Consider the following 22195-nt stretch of genomic DNA (forward strand, 5'->3'; position numbering starts at 1 on the left):
CCGACCGTACGGCGGGGTCGTACCCCGGCATCAACCGATCGGTCGATGCCGCTTCGAGCGCGACGGCCGATGTGCCCGCGGCCCGCCCACCGCGACGCTGATGCCATGTCCGTCATCGAAGTCACCGAACTGCGCAAGTCCTACGGCGGCCGGCCCGTCGTGGACGGTGTCTCCTTCGCCGTCGAGGAAGGCGAGATCTTCGGCGTCCTCGGCCCGAACGGAGCCGGCAAGACCACCACCGTCGAGTGCGTCGAGGGCCTGCGCGTCCCCGACGCCGGCCGCGTCCGCGTCACCGGCCTCGATCCGATCGCCGACCACGAACAGGTCACCCGCGTCCTCGGCGCCCAGCTCCAGCAGAGCGAGCTCCAGCCCAAGCTCACCGTGCGCGAGGCCCTGGAGCTGTACGCGGCGTTCCACGACAAGCCCGCCGACTGGCGCCCCCTCGCCGAGCGCCTCGGTCTGGCCGGCAGGCTGACCACCCGGTTCGGCAAGCTCTCCGGTGGCCAGAAGCAGCGCCTGTTCATCGCGCTCGCCCTCATCGGCAACCCCCGGGTCGTCGTCCTCGACGAGCTGACCACCGGCCTCGATCCACGCGCCCGCCGCGACACCTGGGAGCTCATCGAGGAGGTCCGCGCGGGCGGTGTCACCGTCCTGCTCGTCACGCACTTCATGGAGGAGGCACAGCGCCTCTGCGACCGGATCGCGGTGATCGACAAGGGCCGGATCGCCGCCCTGGACACCCCGGCCGGGCTGATCCGCCGCTCGGCGGGCGCCACCGTCATCAGCTTCACCCCCTCCGCCCCGCTCGACGAACGCGACCTCAACGCGCTGCCCGCGCTCGCGTCGATCGAGCACCGGGACGGCCGTATCACCCTCTCCGGCACCGACGAGACGGTGAACGCCGTCCTCACCCTCCTCGCCCGCACCCACGTCACCGCCCACCAACTCCGGGTCACCGACGCCACGTTGGACGACGCGTTCCTGGACCTCACCGAGACCAAGGAGACAGCGGCATGAACGCCACCGTCCTGAGGACCGAGCTACGACTCCTGCGCCGCGAACCCGGCGCCCTCTTCTGGATGCTCGCCTTCCCGACCCTGCTGCTGGTGATCCTCGGCTCCATCCCGGCCTTCCACGATCACGAGGACAACCTCGGGGGCCTGCGGACCATCGACGTCTACGTCCCCGTGACCGTGCTGCTCGGCCTGATCGTGGGCGGCGTCCAGGCGATGCCACAGACCCTCACCGGCTACCGCGAGCAGGGCATTCTGCGCCGGATGTCCACCACGCCGGTCCGTCCCGCCGCGCTGCTGTCCGCGCAGCTGGTCGTGTACGCCTCAGCCGCCCTGGCATCGGCGCTGACCGCCCTCCTCGTGGGCCGCCTCGCCTTCGACGTACGACTGCCCGAGCAGCCCTTCGGATACGTCCTCGCCCTCGTCCTGGCCGTGCTCGCGGTCCTCGCCCTGGGTGCCGTGATCTCCGCGCTGTCCCGTACGACGAAGATCGCGGCGGCGATCGGGTCGGCCGTGTTCTTCCCGGCGATGTTCTGCGCGGGCGTGTGGCTGCCGGTGCAGGCCATGCCGGACATGCTGGCCCGCATCGTCGGATACACCCCGTTCGGCGCGGCCGCCGAGGCCCTCAACCGGGCAGCCGGGGGCGACTGGCCGGGCTGGACCCACCTGGGCGTGCTGGTGGTCTGGACCGGGCTGCTCACCGCCGCCGCGGCGCGCTGGTTCCGCTGGGAGTAGGGCAGCGGCCGTGCAGACTGGGGAGATGACCGTGTCGTACGCGCACATCGACCGGCGCCAGGACCAGTTCCACAGCTGGGGCCCCTACGGGCTGCTCCTCGTCTCCACCCTCCTCTCGCTCGCCGCGCACGAACTGATCGCGAGCCCCGCACAGTGGTACGCGGGCGGGGCTCTCGTCGTCGCCGCGGTGGGGCTCCAGCTCTGGCTCGGGCCGCGCCACGGCTGCCGGACCCCCTCCCGTCGCGGAGCCGTCATCTACGGCCTGCGCTGGGCGGTCGCCTTCGCGCTGACGTGGATCAACCCGTTCTTCGCGTTCTACGCGGCCGTCGGCTACTTCGACAGCGACGAACTGATTCCCGGCAGGCGATGGCAGCGGCTCGGCCTCCTCGGGCACGCCGTCGTGATCGCGGGCTCGCAGGCCGGCGGGTTCCCGTTCCACAGCTGGATCCAGTGGGTGCTGTTCGGCGTCATGCTGGTCGCGAACAGCACCCTGCTGATGATGGTCGGCCACTTCGCCCGCCAGGAGGAGCAGCGCTCCCGCGACCGCGCCGTCACCATCACCGAACTCGAACGCACCAACACGGCGTTGCAGCAGGCGCTCGACGAGAACGCCGCCCTTCACGCCCAACTCCTCGTCCAGGCACGGGAAGCGGGCGTCGCCGACGAACGCCGGCGGCTCGCCGCCGAGATCCACGACACCATCGCCCAGGGTCTGACCGGCATCATCGCCCAGCTCCAGGTCGTGGCGAACGCCCCCGATCTGTCCGTGGCGCGGACCCATCTCGCCCGCGCCTCCGACCTGGCCCGGCACAGCCTCGGCGAGGCCCGCCGATCCGTGCACAACCTCGCGCCAGTGGCGCTGGAGGACGCCGGACTGCCGGACGCGCTGAAGAAGACGGTCGCCGAATGGGGCGAACGGACCGGTGTGCGGGCCGAGTTCACCGTGACCGGGCGGGCGGAGCAGCTGCACGAGGAGGTCGCGGCCACGCTGCTGAGGATCGTCCAGGAGGCCCTGTCGAACGCAGCCCGCCATGCGCGGGCCACCCGCGTCGGGGTGACCCTGAGCTTCCTGGGCGACGAGGTCATCCTCGACATCCGCGACGACGGCCAGGGCTTCGACCCCCTCGCCGTCCCGGCCCGCACCCGCACCGGAGGCTTCGGCCTCGACGGGATGCGTGCCCGCGCCGAGCGCATCGCCGGCTTCCTCACCGTGGAGTCCGAGCCGGGTCACGGCACGGCGCTGTCGGCTCGCGTACCGTTGGTCCGCCATGACAGCTGATGACGCGCCCAGCGGAAAGACGATCTCCCTGCTGATCGTCGACGACCATCCCGTCGTACGGGACGGTCTGCGCGGCATGTTCGAGAACGCCCCCGGATTCACCGTCCTCGGCGAGGCCTCGAACGGCGTCGAGGCGCTGGCGCGGGCCGCCGCGCTGGACCCCGACGTGATCCTGATGGACCTGCGCATGCCGGGCGGCGGGGGAGTCGACGCCATCCGGGAACTGACCCGCCGGGCCGCCCGCGCGAAGGTGCTCGTCCTGACGACGTACGACACGGACTCGGACACCCTGCCTGCGATCGAGGCGGGCGCGACGGGCTATCTGCTCAAGGACGCCCCGCGCGACGAACTGTTCACGGCGGTACGAGCGGCCGCGGACGGCCGTACCGTGCTGTCCCCGGCGGTGGCCTCCCGCCTCGTCTCAGCCGTCCGCGCCCCGGGCAACGAGCCGCTCTCCGCGCGCGAGCGCGAGGTGCTGGCCCTGGTCGCCAGGGGCACGTCCAACCGGGAGATCGCCCGTGAGCTGTTCATCAGCGAGGCGACCGTGAAGACCCATCTCACCCACCTGTACGCCAAGTTGGGCGTCAAGGACCGGGCGGCGGCGGTGGCGACGGCGTACGAGCGGGGAATCCTCGGCTAGTTCGGGTACGGCAGCAGGGTGGCGGCGGTCCTCTCCCAGGACGCCTTCAGCTCGGCGAGCAACTCCGGCTTGTCCGGGGCGAGATCGGCCTGTTCGCGGGAGTCGGCGGCGAGGTTGTAGAGGTGGTCGGTCTTGTCGGCGTCCTGGTAGTACTTCCAGTCCCCGCGCCGCAGCGCCCGGTTGGCCCGCACCCGCCAGAACAGGTCCCGCTCGGGCGGCGTCTCGCCCTTGAGCAGGTATCCGGCGAGGCTCGTGCCGTCCAGCGGGTACGCCGGGTCGGGGCGGGCGCCGCCGACCTCCAGCAGGGTCGCGGTCCAGTCGGGGGAGAAGTTCGGTTCGTGGCTGACCTGGTGGCCGTCGACGCGGGCGGGCCAGCGCACGATGGTGGGGACGCGGATGCCGCCTTCGAGCAGCACGAACTTCTCGCCGCTGAGCGGCCAGTTGTAGGAGTAGCGCTCACCGCCGTTGTCGCTGGCGAAGAGGACGAGGGTGTTCTCCTCCTGCCCGGAGCGGCGCAGCGCGGCGAGCACCTCGCCGACGGCGGCGTCCAGGCTCTCCACCATCTCCTTGTACTTCTCGACGGAGCCGCCGTCGTAGTGGTTCAGCGCGTTGACGACCTCGGCCTGGGTCTTGGCGGCGCGGATCTTCGCCTCGATCTCGGCCCCTGTCGCCTCGTCACCCTCCGCGAGCCAGGGCCAGTGCGGGGTCGTGAAGTTGAGGTTCAGCAGCCAGGGCCTGTCGTGTTCCCGGCCGACGTACTCCACGGCCCGCTCGGTCAGGACCTCGGTGTAGTAGCGCAGGTCCTTGTAGGTGGCGTCGCCCTCGTACAGGTCGTAGTCCCCGAGCTGACCGAGCTTGGAGAAGTACTCGAGGACGCCCCCGTGGTTGCCGAAGAACTCGTCCCAACCCGACTTGGTGGGGCTGTAGTCCGGCAGCCACCCGCAGTGCCACTTGCCGATCAGCGCCGTGGCGTAACCGGCCTTCTTCAGCAGGGACGCGAGCGTGGGGTGGTTGGGGTCCAGCCCCTGCGTCCGGTTCCCGATCGGCTCGGCGAGCCCGCCCGGGGTACGACCCGGATACCGCCCGGTGTACAGACTGAACCGCGTCGGCGAGCAGGTCGCCGACCCCGAGTACCCGTCGGTGAACCGCACCCCCTGCCGGGCCAGCCGGTCCAGGTGCGGCGTCCTGATGTGCGGCGCACCGTAGCAGGAGAGGTCGGCCCAGCCGAGGTCGTCACCGAGGATGACGAGGAGGTTGGGCCGCTTGCCGGAGGAGCCTCCGGTCCGGGCCTTGAAGGGGCGTTCGGCGGGAGCCGCTTCAGCGGCGGCGGTCGTACCGGCGACAGCGGTCACGGCACCGCCGCCGACGAGACCACCGAAGGCACGGCGGGATATCTCGGGCATGTGATCGAGTCTGCTCAGGGGGTCGATGTATTGGCCAGCGATCACATGCGCTGTTCATGGGACTGCAATCTCCCCCGGCGCCTTCCGCCTCACCCCGCCACCTTCAGCAGCAACACCGCCCGCGCCGGCACCGTGATCGACGCCCCCGCCCGGTGCACGACCCCCGGTGCCTCCCCCTGGTCCTCCCGCGCCGTGTCCACCACAACCTCGTACCGCTCCGCCCACGGCGGTCCCGGCAGGACGAAGCTCGCCGGGCGGTCTCCGGCGTGCAGGACGGCGAGGAAGCTGTCGTCGAGGATCGGGGCGCCCCGTTCGTCGCGGCCCGGGATGTCGCGGCCGGAGAGGTACATGCCGAGGGTGGCCGCCGGCGCGTACCAGTCGCGTTCCGTCATCTCGGAGCCCCGCGCGGTGAACCAGGCCAGGTCCCGCAGCCCGTCCGCGGAGTGGGCGCGTCCGGAGAAGAAGGCCCGGCGGCGCAGGACCGGGTGTTGGTGCCGTAGTGCGATGAGCCTCGATGTCAGGTCGAACAGGGCCTTCCAACCCGGCTGTTCGAGCAGCTCCCAGTCCAGCCAGCTGATCTCGTTGTCCTGGCAGTACGCGTTGTTGTTGCCGCGCTGGGTGCGCCCCAGTTCGTCGCCGGCGACCAGCATCGGCACCCCCGTCGACAGCAGCAGCGTCGTCAGCAGGTTCCGCAGCTGGCGGCGCCTGAGCCCCCGTACCCGCTCGTCGTCGGTCTCGCCCTCCGCCCCGCAGTTCCATGAGCGGTTGTCGTTGGAGCCGTCCCGGTTGCCCTCGCCGTTGGCCTCGTTGTGCTTGCGCTCGTAGGACACCATGTCCCGCAGCGTGAAACCGTCGTGCGCGGTCACGAAGTTGACCGAGGCGTACGGACGCCGGCCGCCCCAGGCGTAGAGGTCGCTGGAGCCCGAGAGGCGGTAGCCGAGATCCCGCACGTCCGGCAGCGCGCCCCGCCAGAAATCCCGTACGGCGTTGCGGTACCGGTCGTTCCACTCCGTCCACAGGGGCGGGAAGGCGCCGACCTGATACCCGCCCGACCCCACGTCCCACGGCTCGGCGATCAGCTTCACCCGGCGCAGCACCGGGTCCTGGGCGATCACCGCCAGGAACGGGGACAGCATGTCGACGTCGTGCATCGAGCGGGCCAGCGCGGCGGCCAGGTCGAAGCGGAAGCCGTCGACGCCCATCTCCGTGACCCAGTAGCGCAGGGAGTCGGTGATGAGACGCAGGACATGCGGCTGCACCACATGCAGGGTGTTGCCGCAGCCCGTGTAGTCGGCGTACCTGCGCGCGTCCGACTGCAACCGGTAGTACCCCCGGTTGTCGATGCCCTTCAGCGACAGCGTCGGGCCCAACTCGCCCGCCTCCGCCGTGTGGTTGTAGACCACGTCGAGGATGACCTCGATCCCGGCCGCGTGCAGCGCGCGCACCATGCGCTTGAACTCGCCGACCTGCTGGCCTGTCGTACCGGAGGCGGCGTAGCCGGCGTGCGGGGCGAAGTAGCCGATGGAGTTGTAGCCCCAGTAGTTCTTCAGGCCCCGCCGCAACAGGTGGTCCTCGTGGGCGAACTGATGGACGGGGAGCAGCTCCACCGCCGTGACGCCCAGCTTCACCAGGTGCTCGATGGCCGCCGGATGCGCCAGCCCGGCGTAGGTGCCGCGCAGGTCCTCGGGTATCCCCGGGTGCAGCTTCGTGAAGCCGCGCACATGCAGCTCGTAGATGACGGAGTCCGCCCACGGTGTCTTGGGGCGCCGGTCGTCCGCCCAGTCGTCGTCATCGTGGACGACGACACCCTTGGGGACGTACGGCGCCGAGTCCCGTTCGTCGCGCACGGTGTCGGCGACCTGCTGCTGCGGCCAGTCGCGGACATGCCCGTACACCTCGGGCGGCAGACTGAAGTCGCCGTCCACCGCGCGGGCGTACGGGTCAAGGAGCAGCTTCGCCGGGTTCCAGCGGCCGCCGGTCCACGGGTCCCAGCGGCCGTGCACCCGGTAGCCGTACCGCTGTCCGGGCATCACACCCGGCACGAAGCCGTGCCAGATCTCGTGCGTCAGCTCGGTCAGCCGCGCCCGTGTCTCCTTGCCCCGCTCGTCGAACAGGCACAGCTCGACACCCTCCGCCCCGCCCGCCCACAGCGCGAAGTTGGTGCCCGCGACCCCGTCCGGCCCCACCCGGAACCGGGACCCGAGCGGCGTCGGCGCACCCGGCCACACGGGGACCGGCGGCGGCGCCGCAGGCCGCGCGCCATTGACGGCGGCGGCCGGACGCGTTCCCTCGGCCACCGCCTCCTGCTCGGCTGCGCTGGACACCTAGGCCTCCCACGGCTCACGGAACGACCGGCGAAAGGGCGTACGGCGTCCCGGCCGGGACCCCCTCCGGTCCTTCTCCCCACTGTTCTGCCCAGAGCCGGGCTCGCACTCACGTTTCCCCAGGGCGGGCCGCGTCGTTGGGTGCGGTGTGAGGCACGTACAAGGGCGCGCTCGGCGCGCAGGGGCCGCACTGGCCGCCGTATTGACATGGGCCGGACTGCTGGCCGGCTGCACTTCCGGATCCACGGGAGGGATCGATTTCGGCGGGCTGGGCAAGCCCCCCGCCCCCGAGGACGTCATCCGCGTCCTGCCCGACGACGGCAGCGAGGGCGTCCGGCCGGACAGCCGGTTCCGCGTCCGCGTGCCCAGCGGGCGGCTGGAGTCGGTCGAGGTCGTCAAGTCGCAGGACGCGCAGGACACCCCGGTGCCCGGGCACATCTCCGACGACGGCCTGCGCTGGGAACCCGACGAGCCGCGGCTCGCGCTCGCCGCCAAGTACACCGTCGACGTGGTGGCCCTGGACGGCCACGGGCGCCGCTCCGCCCGGCACACCACCTTCACCACGTACGTCCCCGACGAGCGCTTCATCGGCTACGTCAGCCCGGAGAACCGCTCCACGGTCGGCACCGGAATGATCGTCTCCCTGGAGTTCAACCGGGAGATCGAGGACCGCACCGCCGTCGAACGCGCCGTCCACGTCACGTCCAAGCCGCCCGTCGAGATCCGCCCGCACTGGTTCGGCAAGGGCCGCCTCGACTTCCGCCCCGAGCGCTACTGGAAGCCCGGCACCCAGGTCACCGTCGCGCTCAGGCTCCGGGACGTCGAAGGGGCGCCCGGGGTCTACGGGTTGCAGTACAAGACGTTCTCCTTCACCGTCGGCCGCAGCCAGGTCTCCCTGGTCGACGCGGCCAAGCACACCATGCAGGTGCGGCGCGACGGCGAACTGCTCGCGACCGTGCCGATCACGGCGGGCGCCCCCAGGACGACCACGTACAACGGCAAGATGGTTGTCTCCGAGATGCTCGAGGTCACCCGTATGAACAGCCGCACGGTCGGCTTCGGCGGCGAGTACGACATCCCGGACGTCCCGCACGCCATGCGCCTGACCGGCTCCGGCACCTTCCTGCACGGCAACTACTGGGCGCCGGACGCCCCCGGCAAGGTCAATGTCAGCCACGGCTGTGTGGGTCTGAGGGATGTGAAGGGGGGCAGTTCGGACACCCCGGCGGGCTGGTTCTTCGACCGCAGCCTCATCGGGGACGTCGTGGAGGTCGTCCACAGCAATGACAAAAAGGTCGCTCCTGACAACGGCCTCGGAGGGTGGAATATGAGCTGGAAGGAGTGGAAGGCGGGCAGTGCGGTGAAGTAGCCAGGTGGGGGGCGGGGTCGGGCCCCGGTCGAGCGGGCGCAGTTGGGACCGAACGGTGACAATCGCACCCCGCCGACGGGCCTGATCTTGCGGTTAATATCGCCGGACGCGCGGGACGCGCAGGGGTTGCGGGCCTGGGACCGGGCCCGGCGAGGGGAGAAAAGATCTTGAACGTGCGACCGATATCGGGGGCGTCGGTTGACGCACGCGGGCGTGGCCGTAAGCGAGTGGCGGCGCTGTTGCTGGGGGTCATGCTGACCGCCGTCACCGCGTGCGGGGGAGGCGGCGGGGGCTCGGACTCCGAGTCCGGCTCCGGCTCCGGCAAGGGCCAGGACGCGGGCACCGCGCAGAGCAAGCAGTCGGTGGCCGTCGTCTCCATCGCCCCCAAGGACGGCGCCAAGTCCGTCGAGACGAGCGGGGCCCTCAAGATCGGTGCCGACAAGGGCAAGCTGACCACGGTCGAGGTCAAGGACTCCAAGGGCGAGAAGATCGACGGCGCGATATCCGCCGACGGCGCCTCCTGGACGCCGTCCAGCCATCTGGCCGCCGCCACCAAGTACACGGTGCACGCGGTCGCCAAGGACTCCGAGGGCCGTGAGGCCGCCGAGGACTCCAGCTTCACCACCCTGACGCCGAAGAACACCTTCATCGGCACCTTCACGCCCGAGGACGGCTCCAAGGTCGGCGTCGGAATGCCCTTCTCCCTCCGCTTCACCCGGGGCATCACCAAGCCCGAGGACGTCGAGAAGGCCATCACCGTCAAGACCGAGCCGGCCGTCGAGGTCGCGGGCCACTGGTTCGGCAACGACCGCCTCGACTTCCGTCCCGAGAAGTACTGGAAGGCCGGCACCAAGGTCACCGTCGAGCTGAACCTGGACGGCGTCGAGGGCCGCGACGGCGTCTACGGCAAGCAGTCCAAGACCGTGTCCTTCACCATCGGCCGCAGCCAGGTCTCCATCGTGGACGCCAAGAAGCACACGATGAAGGTCATGCGGGACGGCAAGCTCTACAAGACCATCCCGGTCACGACCGGCAAGCCCGGCTACGCCACCTGGAACGGCCAGATGGTCATCAGCGAGAAGTTCACGGTGACCCGGATGAACGGCGACACCGTCGGCTACGACGGCGAGTACGACATCAAGGACGTCCCGCACGCCATGCGGCTGACCAACTCCGGCACCTTCGTGCACGGCAACTACTGGGGCGGCGACGCCTTCGGCAACTACAACGCCAGCCACGGCTGCATCGGTCTGCGCGACGTCCGCGGCGGCTACGACGGCTCGGTGCCGGCCGCGTGGTTCTTCAACAACTCGATGATCGGCGACGTGGTCACCGTGAAGAACTCCACCGACCCGACGGTCGACCCGGCGAACGGCCTGAACGGCTGGAACCTGTCGTGGGAGAAGTGGAAGGCGTAAGCCTTACGAAGGCTTCGATTTGAGGCGGCTACGACGATGTACGGCCCCGGTGTGAGCTACTGCACCGGGGCTGTTGTCGTTAGTGGCCGTGCTGTGTCTGCCTGGGGGCAACCCCCAGACCCCCGGCCGGATGTGACCCACCGCACCGAACCTGCCGCCGTTAATCCCCGTTAACCTGCTGCCATGACCGTGACTCTCGAAGTGGCCGACGGCGTCGGCACCATTCGGCTCGACCGCCCGCCCATGAACGCGCTGGACATCGCCGTCCAGGACCGGCTCAAGGAGCTCGCCGAGGAGGCCACGCGCCGCGAGGACGTGCGGGCCGTGGTGATCTACGGCGGGGAGAAGGTGTTCGCGGCGGGCGCGGACATCAAGGAGATGCAGGCCATGGACCACACGGCGATGGTCCTGCGCGCCCGCGCCCTCCAGGACTCGTTCACGGCGGTGGCCCGCATCCCCAAGCCGGTCGTCGCGGCCGTCACCGGCTACGCGCTGGGCGGCGGTTGCGAACTGGCGTTGTGCGCGGACTTCCGGATCGCCGCCGACAACGCCAAGCTGGGCCAGCCCGAGATCCTGCTCGGTCTGATCCCGGGCGCCGGCGGCACCCAGCGGCTCGCCCGGCTCATCGGCCCGTCCAAGGCGAAGGACCTCATCTTCACCGGCCGGATGGTCAAGGCCGACGAGGCCGAGAGGCTGGGCCTGGTGGACCGGGTCGTCCCGGCCGCCGACGTGTACACCGAGGCGCATGCCTGGGCGGCCAAGCTCGCGCAGGGTCCGGCGATCGCGCTGCGCGCCGCGAAGGAGTCCATCGACACCGGACTGGAGACCGACATCGACACCGGACTGGCCGTCGAACGGAACTGGTTCGCGGGCCTGTTCGCCACCGCGGACCGCGAGACCGGTATGCGCAGCTTCGTCGAGGAAGGCCCTGGCAAGGCGAAGTTCCTGTGAGGAAAGTCGTGCGGAAACTCGCCTGAACCACTTGCTGTTGACGGGATGTCTGATCCGGGTCCCTCGATGGGGCGGTTTATGGGAGCCTTAAGGCAACCTTAAGTCTGCCTTGCCGAGGGAGCCGTCGATTGCCTCCAGCCGAGCCTCCGTCGCAGGTCAGCAGGGCTGCTTCAAGCCCTGAAATGCCGTTGGCATATGCCGATCGGAACCAGCGGAATGGTGGATTCCGGGGGGCGTATTCCGCAGAGACGACCCCGGAAGGCGCCCGGTGCGGCCATGATGGGGGCATGGCGGGGCTGGAGGGTATCGAACAGCCGCGGGGACACGGCCGTGCGACCGCGGCGCGCTGGTCGCCGACGGTCGAGGACGAACACGCGCTCAAGGCGCTGGAGTTGTTCGGCAACCCGACCGAGGCAGAGGTTCCGCTCCCCTCGCGTCCCGAGTCCGCCGCGGCCGCGCGGCGACTGACCCAGGTCGTGGTCCTGCGTCAGTGGGGGCTCACCCCGAAGATGACCGAGGACGCCGTTTTACTCGTCTCCGAACTCGTGGGCAATGCGGTGCGTCACACCGGGGCCCGGGTCTTCGGGCTCCGGATGCGGCGTCGCCGTGGGTGGATCCGGGTCGAGGTGCGTGATCCCTCCCGTGGGCTGCCCTGTCTGATGCCGGTCCAGGAGATGGACGTCAGCGGCCGGGGACTCTTCCTGGTGGACAAGCTGTCCGACCGGTGGGGAGTCGATCTGCTGCCCCGCGGAAAGACCACATGGTTCGAGATGAGGGTCGCGGACCGCTGATCCGGTAGGTCCGCCGAACGGCTCAATCGCGGGTTTTCTCCCTCAATCCCCCTTAAATGGGGCGGGTGACCACGACCGATCGTCGGGCCGTGCTGCGCCTCAGCGCCGGACTCGTCCTCACCGCCGGGTGTGCCACCAGCGGCGCCGTCGCCCACCCCGCCCACTCCCGCGCACCGGCCAAGCCACCGCCCGCACCCGGCCCCCGCCGGCTCCCCGGCCGGCCCGCCCAACTCGCCCACGGCCCCCGCACCCGCCCCCGCGTGGCCCTCACCTTCCACGGCAACGGCGACCCCGCCACCGCCCGAGCCCTCCTGCGCGAGGCAGAGCGGGCCGGGGCCCGTGTCACCGTCCTCGCCGTCGGCACCTGGCTCGACGAGCACCCCGGGATCGCTCGCCGCATCCTCGACGGTGGCCATGACCTCGGCAACCACACCCTCCACCACCTCGGCATCAACGAGATGTCCGAGGCCGACGCCCGGGCCGAGATCGACGGCTGCGCCGAGCGGCTGAGGCGGCTCACCGGCTCGATCGGCAGCTGGTTCCGGCCCTCGCGCGCCGCGCTCGCCTCACCGCTCGTCGAGCGGCTGGCCCGCAACGCCGGCTATCCGCACGTCCTGTCGTACGACGTCGACTCCCTCGACTTCACCTCGCCCGGCGCCCCCGCCGTCACCCGCAAGGTCCTCGGCGAGATCCGCAACGGGTCCGTGGTGAGCCTGCACTTCGGGTACGCCGACACGGTCGCCGCCCTCCCCGCCGTACTGGAAGAACTCGACCGCCGCGGCCTGGCCGCCGTGACCACCACGGAGTTGTTCAGCTGATGCACCGCACGAATCTCGTCAAGCACACCCTGGCCGCGGGCGCCGTACTCGCCGCTCTCGCCGCCTGCGGCACCGAGACCCGGGACCACGCCTCCTCGGAGCACCGCGCCACGAAGGCCGCGGCCGTCCCCGCCCCGCCGAAGAAGAAGCCCGTCCAGGGACTGCCCGGCATGCCGCCGGTCCTCGACCCGCAGGACGTGTACGCCGCCGACCGCCCGAACAAGCTCTCGCCGGTGGTCAAGGACTTCCCGTCCCGGGTCTACGTCCCCAACACCGAGTCCGACACGGTCTCCGTCATCGACCCGAAGACGTACAAGATCATCGAGACGATCCGCGTCGGCCGGCAGCCCCAACACGTCGTCCCCTCCTGGGACATGAAGACCCTCTGGGTGAACAACAACCGCGGCCACACGCTCACCCCCATCGACCCGAAGACGGGGAAGGCGGGCAAGCCGGTCGAGGTGCACGACCCGTACAACCTCTACTTCACGCCCAACGGCAAGTACGCCGTCGTGATGGCCTCCCTCGACCGCGAACTCGTCTTCCGTGACCCGCACACCATGAAGCGGATCAAGACCGAACCGGTCACCTGCTACGGCGTCAACCACGCCGACTTCTCCCGCGACGGCAAGTACTTCATCGTCTCCTGCGAGTTCAGCGGCGAACTGCTCAAGGTCGACACCGAGAAGATGAAGGTGATCGGGCAGCAGAAACTCCCCTTCGAGGGAGCCATGCCGCAGGACGTGAAGATCTCGCCCGACGGGAAGCGGTTCTACGTCGCCGACATGATGGCCGACGGCATGTGGGTCCTGGACGGCGACACATTCGGCAAGCCCAAGCTGCTGCCCACCGGAAAGGGCTGCCACGGTCTGTACGTCAGCCGCGACTCCCGCGAGATGTACGTCTCCAACCGCGGCGAGGGAACCGTCTCCGTCTGGGACTTCGCCCAGGACAAGGTCACCAGGAAGTGGCATCTGCCCGACGGCGGCAGCCCCGACATGGGCGGAGTCTCGGCCGACGGCAAGGTGCTGTGGCTGTCGGGGCGTTACGACGCCGAGGTGTACGCCATCGACACCCGCACCGGCAAGCAGCTGGCCCGGATCCCGGTGGGCAGCGGCCCGCACGGACTCGCGGTGTACCCGCAGCCGGGGCGCTACTCGCTCGGCCACACCGGCATCTTCCGCTGACACCCGTTCAGTTGACACGCCGCCGTACGAGTGATGATCCACAACCCGCCGCCGCAGAACCGGAATTGTGCTCCCCATGATCACAATTCAGCTGCGGCGGCGGGCCGCTGCCGCCGTCCTGTCCCTGGCCGCCGTCTTCGCGACCACGGCGGCCGCCGCTCCCGCGAAGGCCCCCGCCCCGCGCGACTGTCCCGTCCAGTTCGACGACCCGATCAAGGCGGCCGTCGACAAGCGCGTCGAGGTCGACCGCATCGCCCCGGACCCGGTCTGGCGCAAGACCTGCGGCACCCTCTACCGCAGCGACGGCCGTGGCCCCGAGATCGTCTTCGCGGAGGGCTTCAAGCCCAAGGACGTCATCAACGGCCAGTACGACATCGAGAAGTACGTCCTGGTCAACCAGCCCTCCCCGTACGTCTCCACGACGTACGACCACGACCTGTACAAGACGTGGTGGAAGTCCGGCTACAACTACTACATCGACGCCCCCGGAGGCGTGGACGTGAACAAGACCATCGGCGACACCCACAAGTGGGCCGATCAGGTCGAGGTCGCCTTCCCCGGCGGCATCGATCGGAAGTACGTCGTCGGGGTCTGCCCGGTGAACAAGACCACCAAGACCGAGATCATGAGCGGCTGTCAGAGCAATCCGCACTTCGAGGCCTGGCACTGAGCAGCAGCGCCTCCGCGCCGACGGGCCGGTAGCCCGCCGCCTGGAACGCCCGTGTGCTGCGGGCGTTCCCCGGGGCGACCTGGGCCCACAGCGGCTCCTCGACGAGATGCCGGGCGGCGGTCAGGAGCAGACGCCCCAGCCCCCGGTGCCGTACGTCCTCGTCCACCTCCAGCGAGACCTCCAGCCGGCCGCCGATCCCGCGCCCCGCGACCAGCACCCCGCCGTCGGTCGTCCAGGCCCGTACGTCGTCACGGCGACGACGGGCGTACGCGATGCGCGGGTGCCCGGCGTCCTGGATCTCCGTCAGCGCGAGCGGAGGCCGTCCCGGCAGCGGCGAGCCGACGAACATCGCGTCGATGGTCTCGGCCGTACGCCCCGTCCGCGCCATGAAGGCCGCCAGGAACCCCGGGTTCATGGTCGCGGCCAGCGGATCGCACTCCAGCGCCGCCAACGTGTCGTGCACCCACCGCGGATCCTCGTCCGTGAAGACGACCGAGTGCGCGGTGAAGGCGAGCACCCCCGCGTCCCGGTCGGCGGCCTGCGGCACGACGGTCGTCCGGCCGTCCGGCGGCGGGAAGACACCCACGGCGGCCGCGTCGAGAATGTCCCGCAGAGTCTCCACCACACCGCTCCTTGAGTCTCCACCCACTGGAAGGCCCAGACTCGCAGACATGATCGACGACGGCACCGGACTTCTCACCATCGGCGAGCTGGCGAGGGCCACCGGCCTGACCGTGAGGACCATCCGTTACTGGTCCGACGAGGGCGTGCTCGCGCCGGTGACCCGCTCGGACGGCGGCTACCGCCTCTACGACGCGGAGTCCGCCGCCCGCCTCGAACTGATCCGCACCCTGCGCGAGCTGGGCCTCGGTCTGGTGGACGTGCGCAAGGTGCTGGACGGGGAGCGGACGGTGGCGGAGGTCGCGGCGGCGCATGTGGTGGCGCTGGACGCGCAGATCCGCTCGCTGAAGGTGACCCGTGCGGTGCTGTCGACCGTTGCGCGACGCGGGTCGACCGCGGAGGAGATGACACTGATGAACAAGCTGGCGCGGCTGTCGGCCGCAGAGCGGCGCAGGATCATCGAGGACTTCATGGCGGAGATCTTCGAGGGGCTCGACACGGCGGATCCCGACATCCGCACCCGGCTGCGGTTCGCCGGGGCGGCCAACCTGCCGGACGACCCCAGCCCCGAGCAGGTGGACGCGTGGGTGGAGCTGGCCGAACTCATCCAGGACCCGGAGTTCCGGGCGCTGATGCGCAGGGCGATCGAGTTCAACGCGGCGGACCGCGGGCCCGACGTCCCGGCCGGGACGTCCCTGTGGTTCATGAGCCGGCTCGTCCAGCTGGCGGGGGAGGCACGGCGGCGGGGGCTCGCCCCCGAGGCGCCGGAGGCGGACGAGCTGCTGGCCGGTCTGCTCGGGGACGCCGACCGGGCCGAGGTGCTCAAGCGCCTTGAGGCGGGAACGAACCTGCGGCTCGCCCGGTACCGCGAGCTGTCGGCCGTCGTGAACGGCCTCGAACCCCAGCCGTCGTACGAGGAGGAGTTCGCGTGGGTGGTCGCCGCGCTGCGTGCTCGGATCGCCGGATAACCTGACCTCCGTCAGTAAGACGGCAAGGAACGAAGAAAAAGGGGCGGATCGGTGGCGGACATCGACGAGGCACGCAAGCACTTCGAGCGGATCGACACGGACGGTGACGGCTTCATCACCGCGGCCGAGTTCAAGACCGCCCTCGCCCAGCAAGGCGACTGGAACGTCACCGAGGCGGTCGCCGAGGTGATCATCAAGAGCCGTGACCTCAACGGCGACAAGGTGCTGTCCTTCGACGAGTTCTGGGCGTACCTGAGCAAGTGACGTACCCGGAAGGGGGGCACCCGGCTTCGGCTCCGGGCGCCCCCTTCGCCTGCTAGGACGCCTTCCTCCGGTACTGCCCCGGCGCCACCCCGTACTCCCTCTTGAAGGCCTTGGCGAAGGCGAACTCCGAGGTGTAGCCGGTGCGTTGGGCGACCAGGCGCAGTGGCAGGTCGTCCTCGCGGAGCAGCCGGCCGGCGGTCGTCATGCGCCACCACGTCAGATACGTCAGCGGCGGGCGCCCCACGAGCGCGGTGAACCGCCGGGAGAAGGCCGCGCGGGACAGGCCGCCGTGGGCGCCGAGTTCCTCCACCGTCCAGGGGCGGTCCGGGGCGGCGTGGATGGCCTGGAGCGCCGCCGCCACCGCGGGGTCGGCGAGCGCGGCGGCCCAGCCGGTGGGGTGCCCGCCGGTGTGCGCCTGGCCCTGCCACCAGGCGCGCAGGATGTAGAGCAGCAGGGTGTCGAGGAGCGAGGAGACGATGGTGTCCGACCCCGGCTGCGGTTCCGCCAGCTCCGCGCCCAGCAGCTCCACCGCCGCCCGAAGTGACCGGTGGGTGCCGACCCTGGCGGGCAGATGCACCACCTCCGGCAGCTCGGACAGCAGGGGGTGCGCCCGGCTGCGGTCCAGCCAGTAGGCGCCGCACAGCATGACGGTGTCGGGGGCCGCCGTGGACTCGCGTGCGGGGGAGGGGGGTTCGGGCGGCGGACTCCCGTCCGGGTTCATCCGTACGACCTCCGGCTCCACGTCCAGACCGCTCGCCAGCGCGTACCCCCGCCCGTGCGCCAGGAACACCACGTCCCCCGGCCCGAGCGCCACCGGCTCGCCCACCGCGGGGATCAGCCAGGCCGAACCCCGCAGCACCACATGGAACCCGGCGCCCTCCGAGTCCTCGATCCGCATCCCCCAGGGCGCGTACTTGTCCCGGCGCCCCGAGTGCGGCCGGCCGGCGCGCATCGCGGCGATCGCGTCGCTGAGTACGTCCATGTCCCCAACCGTAGCGGGGAGTTGGGGGAGGGAGACGTACGGACAGGAAAGGGAGACCGGCGGACATGGATCGTCTCGTCCCGGGCTCCTAGCGTGGACGCCATGTCAACCACCGCACGTACCGTGCTCTTTCATGAAATCGGCGGACCTGAGGTCCTGAAGATCGAGGACGTGACCGTGCCCGCGCCGGGCCCCGGTCAAGTCGCCGTACGCGTCGAGGCGTTGGGCCTCAACCGCGCCGAGGCCCTCTTCCGCTCGGGCACCTACTACTACCAGGCCGCCCTCCCGGCCTCCCGGCTCGGCTACGAGGCCGCCGGTGTCGTCGAGGCGATCGGCGAGGGCGTCACCGAACTCGCCGTCGGTGACCCGGTGACGACCGGACCCGGCATCGAGATGAGCGCACAGGGGGTGTACGCGGAGCGGATCGTGCTGCCCGAGAGCGCGGTGCTGGCCCGCCCCGCCTCCGTGGACGCCGTCACGGGGGCGGCGTCCTGGCTGACGTACACCACGGCGTACGGCGGCCTCCTGGAGACGGCCGGACTGCGGCCCGGCGACCACGTCCTGATCACGGGCGCCTCCAGCGGGGTCGGCACCGCGGCGATCCAGGTCGCGCGGCGCATCGGCGCGATTCCGCTGGTGACGACGCGTACGGAGGCGAAGCGGCAGGGGCTGCTGGAGGCGGGGGCGGCGGAGGTGATCGTCTCCGGCGGTGACGCCGAGACGGTCGCCAAGGAGGTCAGGCGGCTCACCGGCGGCCGGGGCGCCGAGGTGATCTTCGACGCGATCGGCGGTCCCGGTTTCCGTCCGCTGGCCGAAGCGCTCGCGGAGGGCGGAACGGTCCTGGTCTACGGCTGGCTGGACCGCAGTCCCGCCGAGATCCCCTGGAACTGGCCGTTCACGATCCACACGTACGCCAACATGACCCTCACCGCGACACCGGGCGGCCGCCGCCGCTCGACGGCGTTCCTCAACGCGGGGCTGGCGGACGGGGGCTTCCGGCCGGTGGTCGCCGAGGTCTTCGACGGGCTGGACCGCATCCGGGACGCCCACCGCCTGATGGAGTCGAACCGGCACACGGGGAAGATCGTCGTACGGATCTGAGGCCGTCCGGAATACCCCCCGGCCCTCCCGGGTTGCCGTGCTCAGACGTATGCACGTGCATCGACCTTGAGGGGCCTGTCATGAAGATCGGCATCATCGGCGCGGGACAGATCGGCGGCAACCTGACCCGGAGGCTCACGGCCCTCGGCCACGAGGTGTCCGTCGCGAACTCCCGCGGCCCGCACACGCTCACCGAGCTGGCGAAGGAGACGGGGGCGACGCCCGTCCCGGTGGAGGAGGCGGCGCGCGGCGCGGAGGTCGTCGTCGTCACGATCCCGCTGAAGGCGATCCCGGATCTGCCGTCGGGTCTCTTCGCCGAGGCGGCGGACGGGGTCGCGGTCATCGACACCGGCAACTACTACCCCCGCCAGCGCGACGGCCGGATCGCCGGGATCGAGGACGAGGGCCTCACGGAGAGCCGCTGGACGGAACGGCACCTCGGTCATCCCGTGATCAAGGCCTTCAACGGCACCTACGCCCAGGACATCCTGGACCGCCACCGCCCGGCCGGCGCCCCCGACCGCCAGGCACTGCCGGTCGCGGGCGACGACGCGGCGGCCAAGGCGAAGGTCCGCGCCCTCATCGACGAGCTCGGCTTCGACACGGTCGACGCGGGCGGCCTCGACGAGTCCTGGCGCCAGCAGCCGGACACGCCGGTCTACGGACTCCGGGAGGGCGTCGAGGCGGTCACGAAGGCACTGGCGGAGGCGAGCCCGGAGCGCAAGCCGGAGTTCCGCGCCTGACGCTCCGCTGGAAGTGCCGTGACGCGTAGTCGGTCGTCAGCGGCGCCGTCGTGGCTGGTGGCGCGGTTCCCCGCGCCCCTGCGGAGCGCGCCCGCGGATCCCGGCCGACGTCAGACGATCTCCAGCGGCACGTGCGGCCCGTCGGGAAGCTCGACCTTGATGGCATCCCCGGGCCGCACGACGCCGCCTTCGAGAACGACGCTCATGATCCCGGACCTGAACCGCACCTTGCCGCTCTCGTCCCGCCCGACGACCTGCTTCATGAGCCCCTTCTGGAAGTTGTCGATCTGCGCACAGGGATTCCGCAGCCCGGTCACCTCGACCACGGCCCGTGCCCCGAGCCGCAGCCGGGTCCCCACCGGCAGCCCCAGCAGATCGATCCCCCGCGTGGTCACGTTCTCCCCGAGCTCCCCGGCACCCACCTCGAACCCGGCCTCCCGCACCTCCTCGAACAACTCCTCGTGAATGAGGTGCACCTGCCGCAGATTCGGCTGCGAAGGATCCTTCTCCATCCGGAACCGATGCTTCACGGTCTCCCCGGCATGCACGTCCCCCTCGACCCCGATCCCGGCGATCAGCGTGACGCTCTCCCGGTTCGGCTTGGTGAACGAATACGTCCCATTGCTGCTGACCGCAGCGACTGTCCCACCCATGCCGAGCAGCATAAATGGAGGTCAGGCCTGGCTCGCCCACTCCCGCAGCGCGGCCTTGCTCGCGAAGTCCGCGACGTTCTTGTCCACCGGATCGTCGGTGTACTGGTGGAAGCGCCACTTCGCCTTGATGCGGGGCTTGCCCGCGGTCACGTAGTCGGCGATCCAGAGGGCGTCACCGGCATAGGAAGTCTTGTCGATGTTCAGCCAAAAGTTGCGGTTGCAGTAGAGGACGACCCGGTTGTTCGGCCGCAGCTCCTTCACCTTCCGGATGAACCGGTCCTTCTCCGTGTTGCTCGCATGCGTCCCGTCCCCGGTGGTCTCCCAGTCCACCGCGAGGATCTCGCCCGCCCGCTCCGGTGCCTTGCTGACGAAGTACTCGGCCTGGGCGGTGAGGTTGCCGGGCCAGAGGAAGTGGTAGTAGCCGACGACCAGGCCGGCGTCGCGGGCCGTCTTCGTCTGGGCGGCCAGTTTGGGGTTGGTGTACGTGCGGCCCTCCGTCGCCTTGATGAAGACGAAGGAGAGGCCGTCCGTGTCGTAGGAGGAGGACTGGTACGAGCTGACGTCGATGCCGCGCAGCATGGGGGGCTCCTCGAAGTGCCTTAGGGGGGACAGGAGTTGGAGTACCCCGTATACCCCATACCTTGAGCCCCATGGGCATCAGCCCCCGGTGGTCACCGGACTCAGCACTCGATGATGTTCACGGCGAGCCCGCCCCGCGCGGTCTCCTTGTACTTCACCGACATGTCCGCCCCGGTCTCCTTCATCGTCTTGATGACCTTGTCCAGGGACACCTTGTGCGAGCCGTCCCCGCGCATCGCCATCCGCGCGGCGGTCACGGCCTTGACCGCGGCCATGCCGTTGCGCTCGATGCAGGGGATCTGGACGAGGCCGCCGACGGGGTCGCAGGTCAGGCCCAGGTTGTGCTCCATGCCGATCTCCGCGGCGTTCTCGACCTGTTCCGGGGAGCCGCCGAGGACCTCCGCGAGCGCGCCCGCCGCCATCGAGCAGGCGGAGCCGACCTCGCCCTGGCAGCCGACCTCGGCGCCGGAGATGGAGGCGTTCTCCTTGAAGAGCATGCCGATCGCGCCCGCGGCCAGCAGGAACCGCACGACCCCGTCCTCGTCGGCGCCCGGCACGAAGTTGATGTAGTAGTGGAGGACGGCCGGGATGATGCCGGCGGCGCCGTTCGTCGGGGCCGTGACCACCCGTCCGCCCGCCGCGTTCTCCTCGTTCACCGCCATCGCGTAGAGCGTGATCCACTCCATCGCGTGCGCCAGCGGATCGCCCTCCGCCCGCAGTTGGCGTGCCGTGACGGCGGCGCGGCGCTTGACCCGCAGCCCGCCCGGCAGGATGCCCTCCCGCGACATGCCCCGCGAGACGCACGCCTGCATCACCCGCCAGATCTCCAGCAGGCCGCCGCGGATCTCGTCCTCGGTGCGCCAGGAGCGTTCGTTCTCCAGCATCAGCGCGGAGATCGACAGGCCCGTCTCCTTCGTCAGGCGCAGCAGCTCGTCGCCCGTGCGGAAGGGGTATTTCAGGACCGTGTCGTCCAGCTTGATGCGGTCCTCGCCCACCGCGTCCTCGTCGACGACGAACCCGCCGCCGACCGAGTAGTACGTCTTGGACAGCAGCTCCGCACCCGCCGCGTCGTACGCCCACAGCGTCATGCCGTTCGCGTGGTACGGAAGTGCCTTACGGCGGTGCAGTACGAGGTCGTCGTCGAAGGAGAACGGGATCTCGTGCTCACCGAGCAGGTTCAGACGCCCCGCGTCCTTGATCGCCGCCACCCGGTCGTCCGCGCCCTCGACGTCGACCGTACGAGGGGACGCGCCCTCAAGTCCCAGCAGCACCGCCTTGGGCGTCCCATGGCCATGACCGGTCGCGCCCAGGGAGCCGTAGAGCTCCGAGCGGACCGAGGCGACGGAGGGCAGCAGGCCCTCGTTGCGCAGACGGCGGGCGAACATACGGGCCGCACGCATCGGGCCGACCGTGTGCGAGCTCGACGGGCCGATGCCGATCGAGAACAGGTCGAAGACCGAGATGGCCACGGGAACTCCTTGCGAAAGGGTGGGGGCACACTCGTCGGGTGCCCCCACCAGGGAACTACTTGTTCAGGCCGGGGTACAGCGGGTGCTTGTCGGCCAGTGCCTTGACCCGGGCCTTCAGGTCTTCGACGTCGTACGACGGCTTCAGCGCGGAGGCGATGACGTCGGCGACCTCGGTGAAGTCCTCGGCGGTGAAGCCGCGGGTGGCCAGGGCCGGGGT

General features: G+C 70.4%; 22 protein-coding genes and 1 pseudogene. 15 read left to right on the forward strand and 8 right to left on the reverse strand.

Annotation, left to right across the window (positions count from 1 at the left end; all coding sequences use genetic code 11):
• The first annotated feature begins 105 nt into the window (after nucleotides 1–105).
• From ACFY0U_RS44545 to ACFY0U_RS44560, 4 genes are read left to right on the forward strand one after another with little or no spacing between them, the layout of a single operon-like run.
• The gene (locus ACFY0U_RS44545) at nucleotides 106–1017 is read left to right on the forward strand and encodes an ABC transporter ATP-binding protein (protein ID WP_388646062.1); all 912 of its coding nucleotides are present in this window, start codon (nucleotides 106–108) and stop codon (nucleotides 1015–1017) included.
• A complete protein-coding gene (locus tag ACFY0U_RS44550; RefSeq protein ID WP_388646063.1) occupies nucleotides 1014–1748 on the forward strand; it encodes an ABC transporter permease in 735 nt (244 codons plus the stop codon). Before ACFY0U_RS44545 ends, ACFY0U_RS44550 begins: the two co-directional genes overlap by 4 nt.
• Nucleotides 1749–1773: 25 nt before the next feature.
• Nucleotides 1774–3027 (forward strand): sensor histidine kinase, encoded by a 1254-nt coding sequence (locus ACFY0U_RS44555; protein ID WP_388646065.1) that lies wholly within the window; start codon nucleotides 1774–1776, stop codon nucleotides 3025–3027.
• A complete protein-coding gene (locus tag ACFY0U_RS44560) occupies nucleotides 3017–3667 on the forward strand; it encodes a response regulator (protein ID WP_388646067.1) in 651 nt (216 codons plus the stop codon). The genes ACFY0U_RS44555 and ACFY0U_RS44560 overlap by 11 nt, the downstream gene beginning before the upstream one ends.
• Here ACFY0U_RS44560 and ACFY0U_RS44565 read toward each other — a convergent pair.
• Both ACFY0U_RS44565 and glgX read right to left on the reverse strand, forming a co-directional pair.
• Nucleotides 3664–5070: a sulfatase gene (locus ACFY0U_RS44565; protein WP_388646068.1), complete on the reverse strand. Its 1407-nt coding sequence runs from the start codon at nucleotides 5068–5070 to the stop codon at nucleotides 3664–3666. The genes ACFY0U_RS44560 and ACFY0U_RS44565 overlap by 4 nt on opposite strands.
• 89 nt (nucleotides 5071–5159) lie before the next feature.
• On the reverse strand, nucleotides 5160–7394 hold the full coding sequence (gene glgX, locus ACFY0U_RS44570; RefSeq protein WP_388646070.1) for a glycogen debranching protein GlgX: 2235 nt from the start codon (nucleotides 7392–7394) through the stop codon (nucleotides 5160–5162).
• Between the two features lie 148 nt (nucleotides 7395–7542).
• On the opposite strand from glgX, the gene ACFY0U_RS44575 reads away from it, so the two are divergent.
• From ACFY0U_RS44575 to ACFY0U_RS44605, 7 genes are all read left to right on the forward strand, one after another.
• The gene (locus ACFY0U_RS44575) at nucleotides 7543–8763 is read left to right on the forward strand and encodes an Ig-like domain-containing protein (protein ID WP_388646071.1); all 1221 of its coding nucleotides are present in this window, start codon (nucleotides 7543–7545) and stop codon (nucleotides 8761–8763) included.
• Between the two features lie 167 nt (nucleotides 8764–8930).
• On the forward strand, nucleotides 8931–10181 hold the full coding sequence (locus tag ACFY0U_RS44580) for an Ig-like domain-containing protein (protein ID WP_388646072.1): 1251 nt from the start codon (nucleotides 8931–8933) through the stop codon (nucleotides 10179–10181).
• Nucleotides 10182–10364: 183 nt separating this feature from the next.
• A complete protein-coding gene (locus ACFY0U_RS44585; protein WP_353690486.1) occupies nucleotides 10365–11132 on the forward strand; it encodes an enoyl-CoA hydratase-related protein in 768 nt (255 codons plus the stop codon).
• A 287-nt stretch (nucleotides 11133–11419) separates the two neighbouring features.
• Nucleotides 11420–11923, forward strand: coding sequence for an ATP-binding protein (locus tag ACFY0U_RS44590; protein ID WP_388646073.1), 504 nt, complete (start codon nucleotides 11420–11422; stop codon nucleotides 11921–11923).
• Nucleotides 11924–11979: 56 nt separating this feature from the next.
• Nucleotides 11980–12741, forward strand: a complete 762-nt coding sequence (locus ACFY0U_RS44595; protein WP_388646074.1) for a polysaccharide deacetylase family protein — start codon at nucleotides 11980–11982, stop codon at nucleotides 12739–12741.
• Nucleotides 12741–13928, forward strand: a complete 1188-nt coding sequence (locus ACFY0U_RS44600) for a YncE family protein (RefSeq protein WP_388646075.1) — start codon at nucleotides 12741–12743, stop codon at nucleotides 13926–13928. Before ACFY0U_RS44595 ends, ACFY0U_RS44600 begins: the two co-directional genes overlap by 1 nt.
• A gap of 76 nt (nucleotides 13929–14004) precedes the next feature.
• The gene (locus ACFY0U_RS44605; protein WP_388646076.1) at nucleotides 14005–14598 is read left to right on the forward strand and encodes an ADP-ribosyltransferase; all 594 of its coding nucleotides are present in this window, start codon (nucleotides 14005–14007) and stop codon (nucleotides 14596–14598) included.
• Here the strand turns inward: ACFY0U_RS44605 and ACFY0U_RS44610 are convergent.
• Nucleotides 14552–15220: a GNAT family N-acetyltransferase gene (locus tag ACFY0U_RS44610; RefSeq protein WP_388646077.1), complete on the reverse strand. Its 669-nt coding sequence runs from the start codon at nucleotides 15218–15220 to the stop codon at nucleotides 14552–14554. The genes ACFY0U_RS44605 and ACFY0U_RS44610 overlap by 47 nt on opposite strands.
• Nucleotides 15221–15269: 49 nt before the next feature.
• Here ACFY0U_RS44610 and ACFY0U_RS44615 point away from each other — a divergent pair, with 49 nt between their 5' ends.
• Nucleotides 15270–16187: a MerR family transcriptional regulator gene (locus tag ACFY0U_RS44615; protein ID WP_388646079.1), complete on the forward strand. Its 918-nt coding sequence runs from the start codon at nucleotides 15270–15272 to the stop codon at nucleotides 16185–16187.
• A 51-nt stretch (nucleotides 16188–16238) separates the two neighbouring features.
• A complete protein-coding gene (locus ACFY0U_RS44620; protein ID WP_388646080.1) occupies nucleotides 16239–16451 on the forward strand; it encodes an EF-hand domain-containing protein in 213 nt (70 codons plus the stop codon).
• A gap of 52 nt (nucleotides 16452–16503) precedes the next feature.
• On the opposite strand, the gene ACFY0U_RS44625 is transcribed toward ACFY0U_RS44620, so the two are convergent.
• A complete protein-coding gene (locus tag ACFY0U_RS44625) occupies nucleotides 16504–17433 on the reverse strand; it encodes an AraC family transcriptional regulator (protein ID WP_388646082.1) in 930 nt (309 codons plus the stop codon).
• 102 nt (nucleotides 17434–17535) lie between these two features.
• Between ACFY0U_RS44625 and ACFY0U_RS44630 the strand changes: the two genes are divergently transcribed.
• Nucleotides 17536–18534, forward strand: coding sequence for a zinc-dependent alcohol dehydrogenase family protein (locus ACFY0U_RS44630; protein WP_388646084.1), 999 nt, complete (start codon nucleotides 17536–17538; stop codon nucleotides 18532–18534).
• A gap of 59 nt (nucleotides 18535–18593) precedes the next feature.
• Nucleotides 18594–19277, forward strand: a complete 684-nt coding sequence (locus ACFY0U_RS44635; RefSeq protein ID WP_388646091.1) for an NADPH-dependent F420 reductase — start codon at nucleotides 18594–18596, stop codon at nucleotides 19275–19277.
• Between the two features lie 110 nt (nucleotides 19278–19387).
• Here ACFY0U_RS44635 and ACFY0U_RS44640 read toward each other — a convergent pair whose 3' ends face one another.
• The 4 genes and pseudogenes from ACFY0U_RS44640 to ACFY0U_RS44655 all read right to left on the reverse strand — a co-directional run.
• Nucleotides 19388–19930 carry an MOSC domain-containing protein gene (locus ACFY0U_RS44640; RefSeq protein ID WP_388646086.1) on the reverse strand — a complete coding sequence of 181 codons (543 nt, stop codon included), beginning with the start codon at nucleotides 19928–19930 and terminating at the stop codon, nucleotides 19388–19390.
• A gap of 21 nt (nucleotides 19931–19951) precedes the next feature.
• Nucleotides 19952–20509: a glycoside hydrolase family 25 protein gene (locus ACFY0U_RS44645; RefSeq protein WP_388646087.1), complete on the reverse strand. Its 558-nt coding sequence runs from the start codon at nucleotides 20507–20509 to the stop codon at nucleotides 19952–19954.
• A 101-nt stretch (nucleotides 20510–20610) separates the two neighbouring features.
• Nucleotides 20611–21978: an L-serine ammonia-lyase gene (locus ACFY0U_RS44650; protein WP_388646089.1), complete on the reverse strand. Its 1368-nt coding sequence runs from the start codon at nucleotides 21976–21978 to the stop codon at nucleotides 20611–20613.
• 55 nt (nucleotides 21979–22033) lie between these two features.
• Nucleotides 22034–22195: pseudogene (locus ACFY0U_RS44655) on the reverse strand (serine hydroxymethyltransferase); the annotation flags it as partial.

Origin of the sequence: Streptomyces sp. NPDC001536, from assembly GCF_042894505.1 — a bacterium.
In the GTDB taxonomy this organism is placed as follows: Bacteria; Actinomycetota; Actinomycetes; order Streptomycetales; family Streptomycetaceae; genus Streptomyces.

What these genes read in the sequence shown, in the direction of transcription:
- ACFY0U_RS44545 (WP_388646062.1), top strand. Translation starts at nt 106, where the DNA reads ATGTCCGTCATCGAAGTCACCGAACTGCGCAAGTCCTACGGCGGCCGG.
- ACFY0U_RS44550 (WP_388646063.1), top strand. Translation starts at nt 1,014, where the DNA reads ATGAACGCCACCGTCCTGAGGACCGAGCTACGACTCCTGCGCCGCGAA.
- ACFY0U_RS44555 (WP_388646065.1), top strand. Translation starts at nt 1,774, where the DNA reads ATGACCGTGTCGTACGCGCACATCGACCGGCGCCAGGACCAGTTCCAC.
- ACFY0U_RS44560 (WP_388646067.1), top strand. Translation starts at nt 3,017, where the DNA reads ATGACAGCTGATGACGCGCCCAGCGGAAAGACGATCTCCCTGCTGATC.
- ACFY0U_RS44565 (WP_388646068.1), bottom strand. Translation starts at nt 5,070, where the DNA reads ATGCCCGAGATATCCCGCCGTGCCTTCGGTGGTCTCGTCGGCGGCGGT.
- ACFY0U_RS44585 (WP_353690486.1), top strand. Translation starts at nt 10,365, where the DNA reads ATGACCGTGACTCTCGAAGTGGCCGACGGCGTCGGCACCATTCGGCTC.
- ACFY0U_RS44590 (WP_388646073.1), top strand. Translation starts at nt 11,420, where the DNA reads ATGGCGGGGCTGGAGGGTATCGAACAGCCGCGGGGACACGGCCGTGCG.
- ACFY0U_RS44595 (WP_388646074.1), top strand. Translation starts at nt 11,980, where the DNA reads ATGGGGCGGGTGACCACGACCGATCGTCGGGCCGTGCTGCGCCTCAGC.
- ACFY0U_RS44600 (WP_388646075.1), top strand. Translation starts at nt 12,741, where the DNA reads ATGCACCGCACGAATCTCGTCAAGCACACCCTGGCCGCGGGCGCCGTA.
- ACFY0U_RS44605 (WP_388646076.1), top strand. Translation starts at nt 14,005, where the DNA reads ATGATCACAATTCAGCTGCGGCGGCGGGCCGCTGCCGCCGTCCTGTCC.
- ACFY0U_RS44615 (WP_388646079.1), top strand. Translation starts at nt 15,270, where the DNA reads ATGATCGACGACGGCACCGGACTTCTCACCATCGGCGAGCTGGCGAGG.
- ACFY0U_RS44625 (WP_388646082.1), bottom strand. Translation starts at nt 17,433, where the DNA reads ATGGACGTACTCAGCGACGCGATCGCCGCGATGCGCGCCGGCCGGCCG.
- ACFY0U_RS44630 (WP_388646084.1), top strand. Translation starts at nt 17,536, where the DNA reads ATGTCAACCACCGCACGTACCGTGCTCTTTCATGAAATCGGCGGACCT.
- ACFY0U_RS44640 (WP_388646086.1), bottom strand. Translation starts at nt 19,930, where the DNA reads ATGGGTGGGACAGTCGCTGCGGTCAGCAGCAATGGGACGTATTCGTTC.
- ACFY0U_RS44645 (WP_388646087.1), bottom strand. Translation starts at nt 20,509, where the DNA reads ATGCTGCGCGGCATCGACGTCAGCTCGTACCAGTCCTCCTCCTACGAC.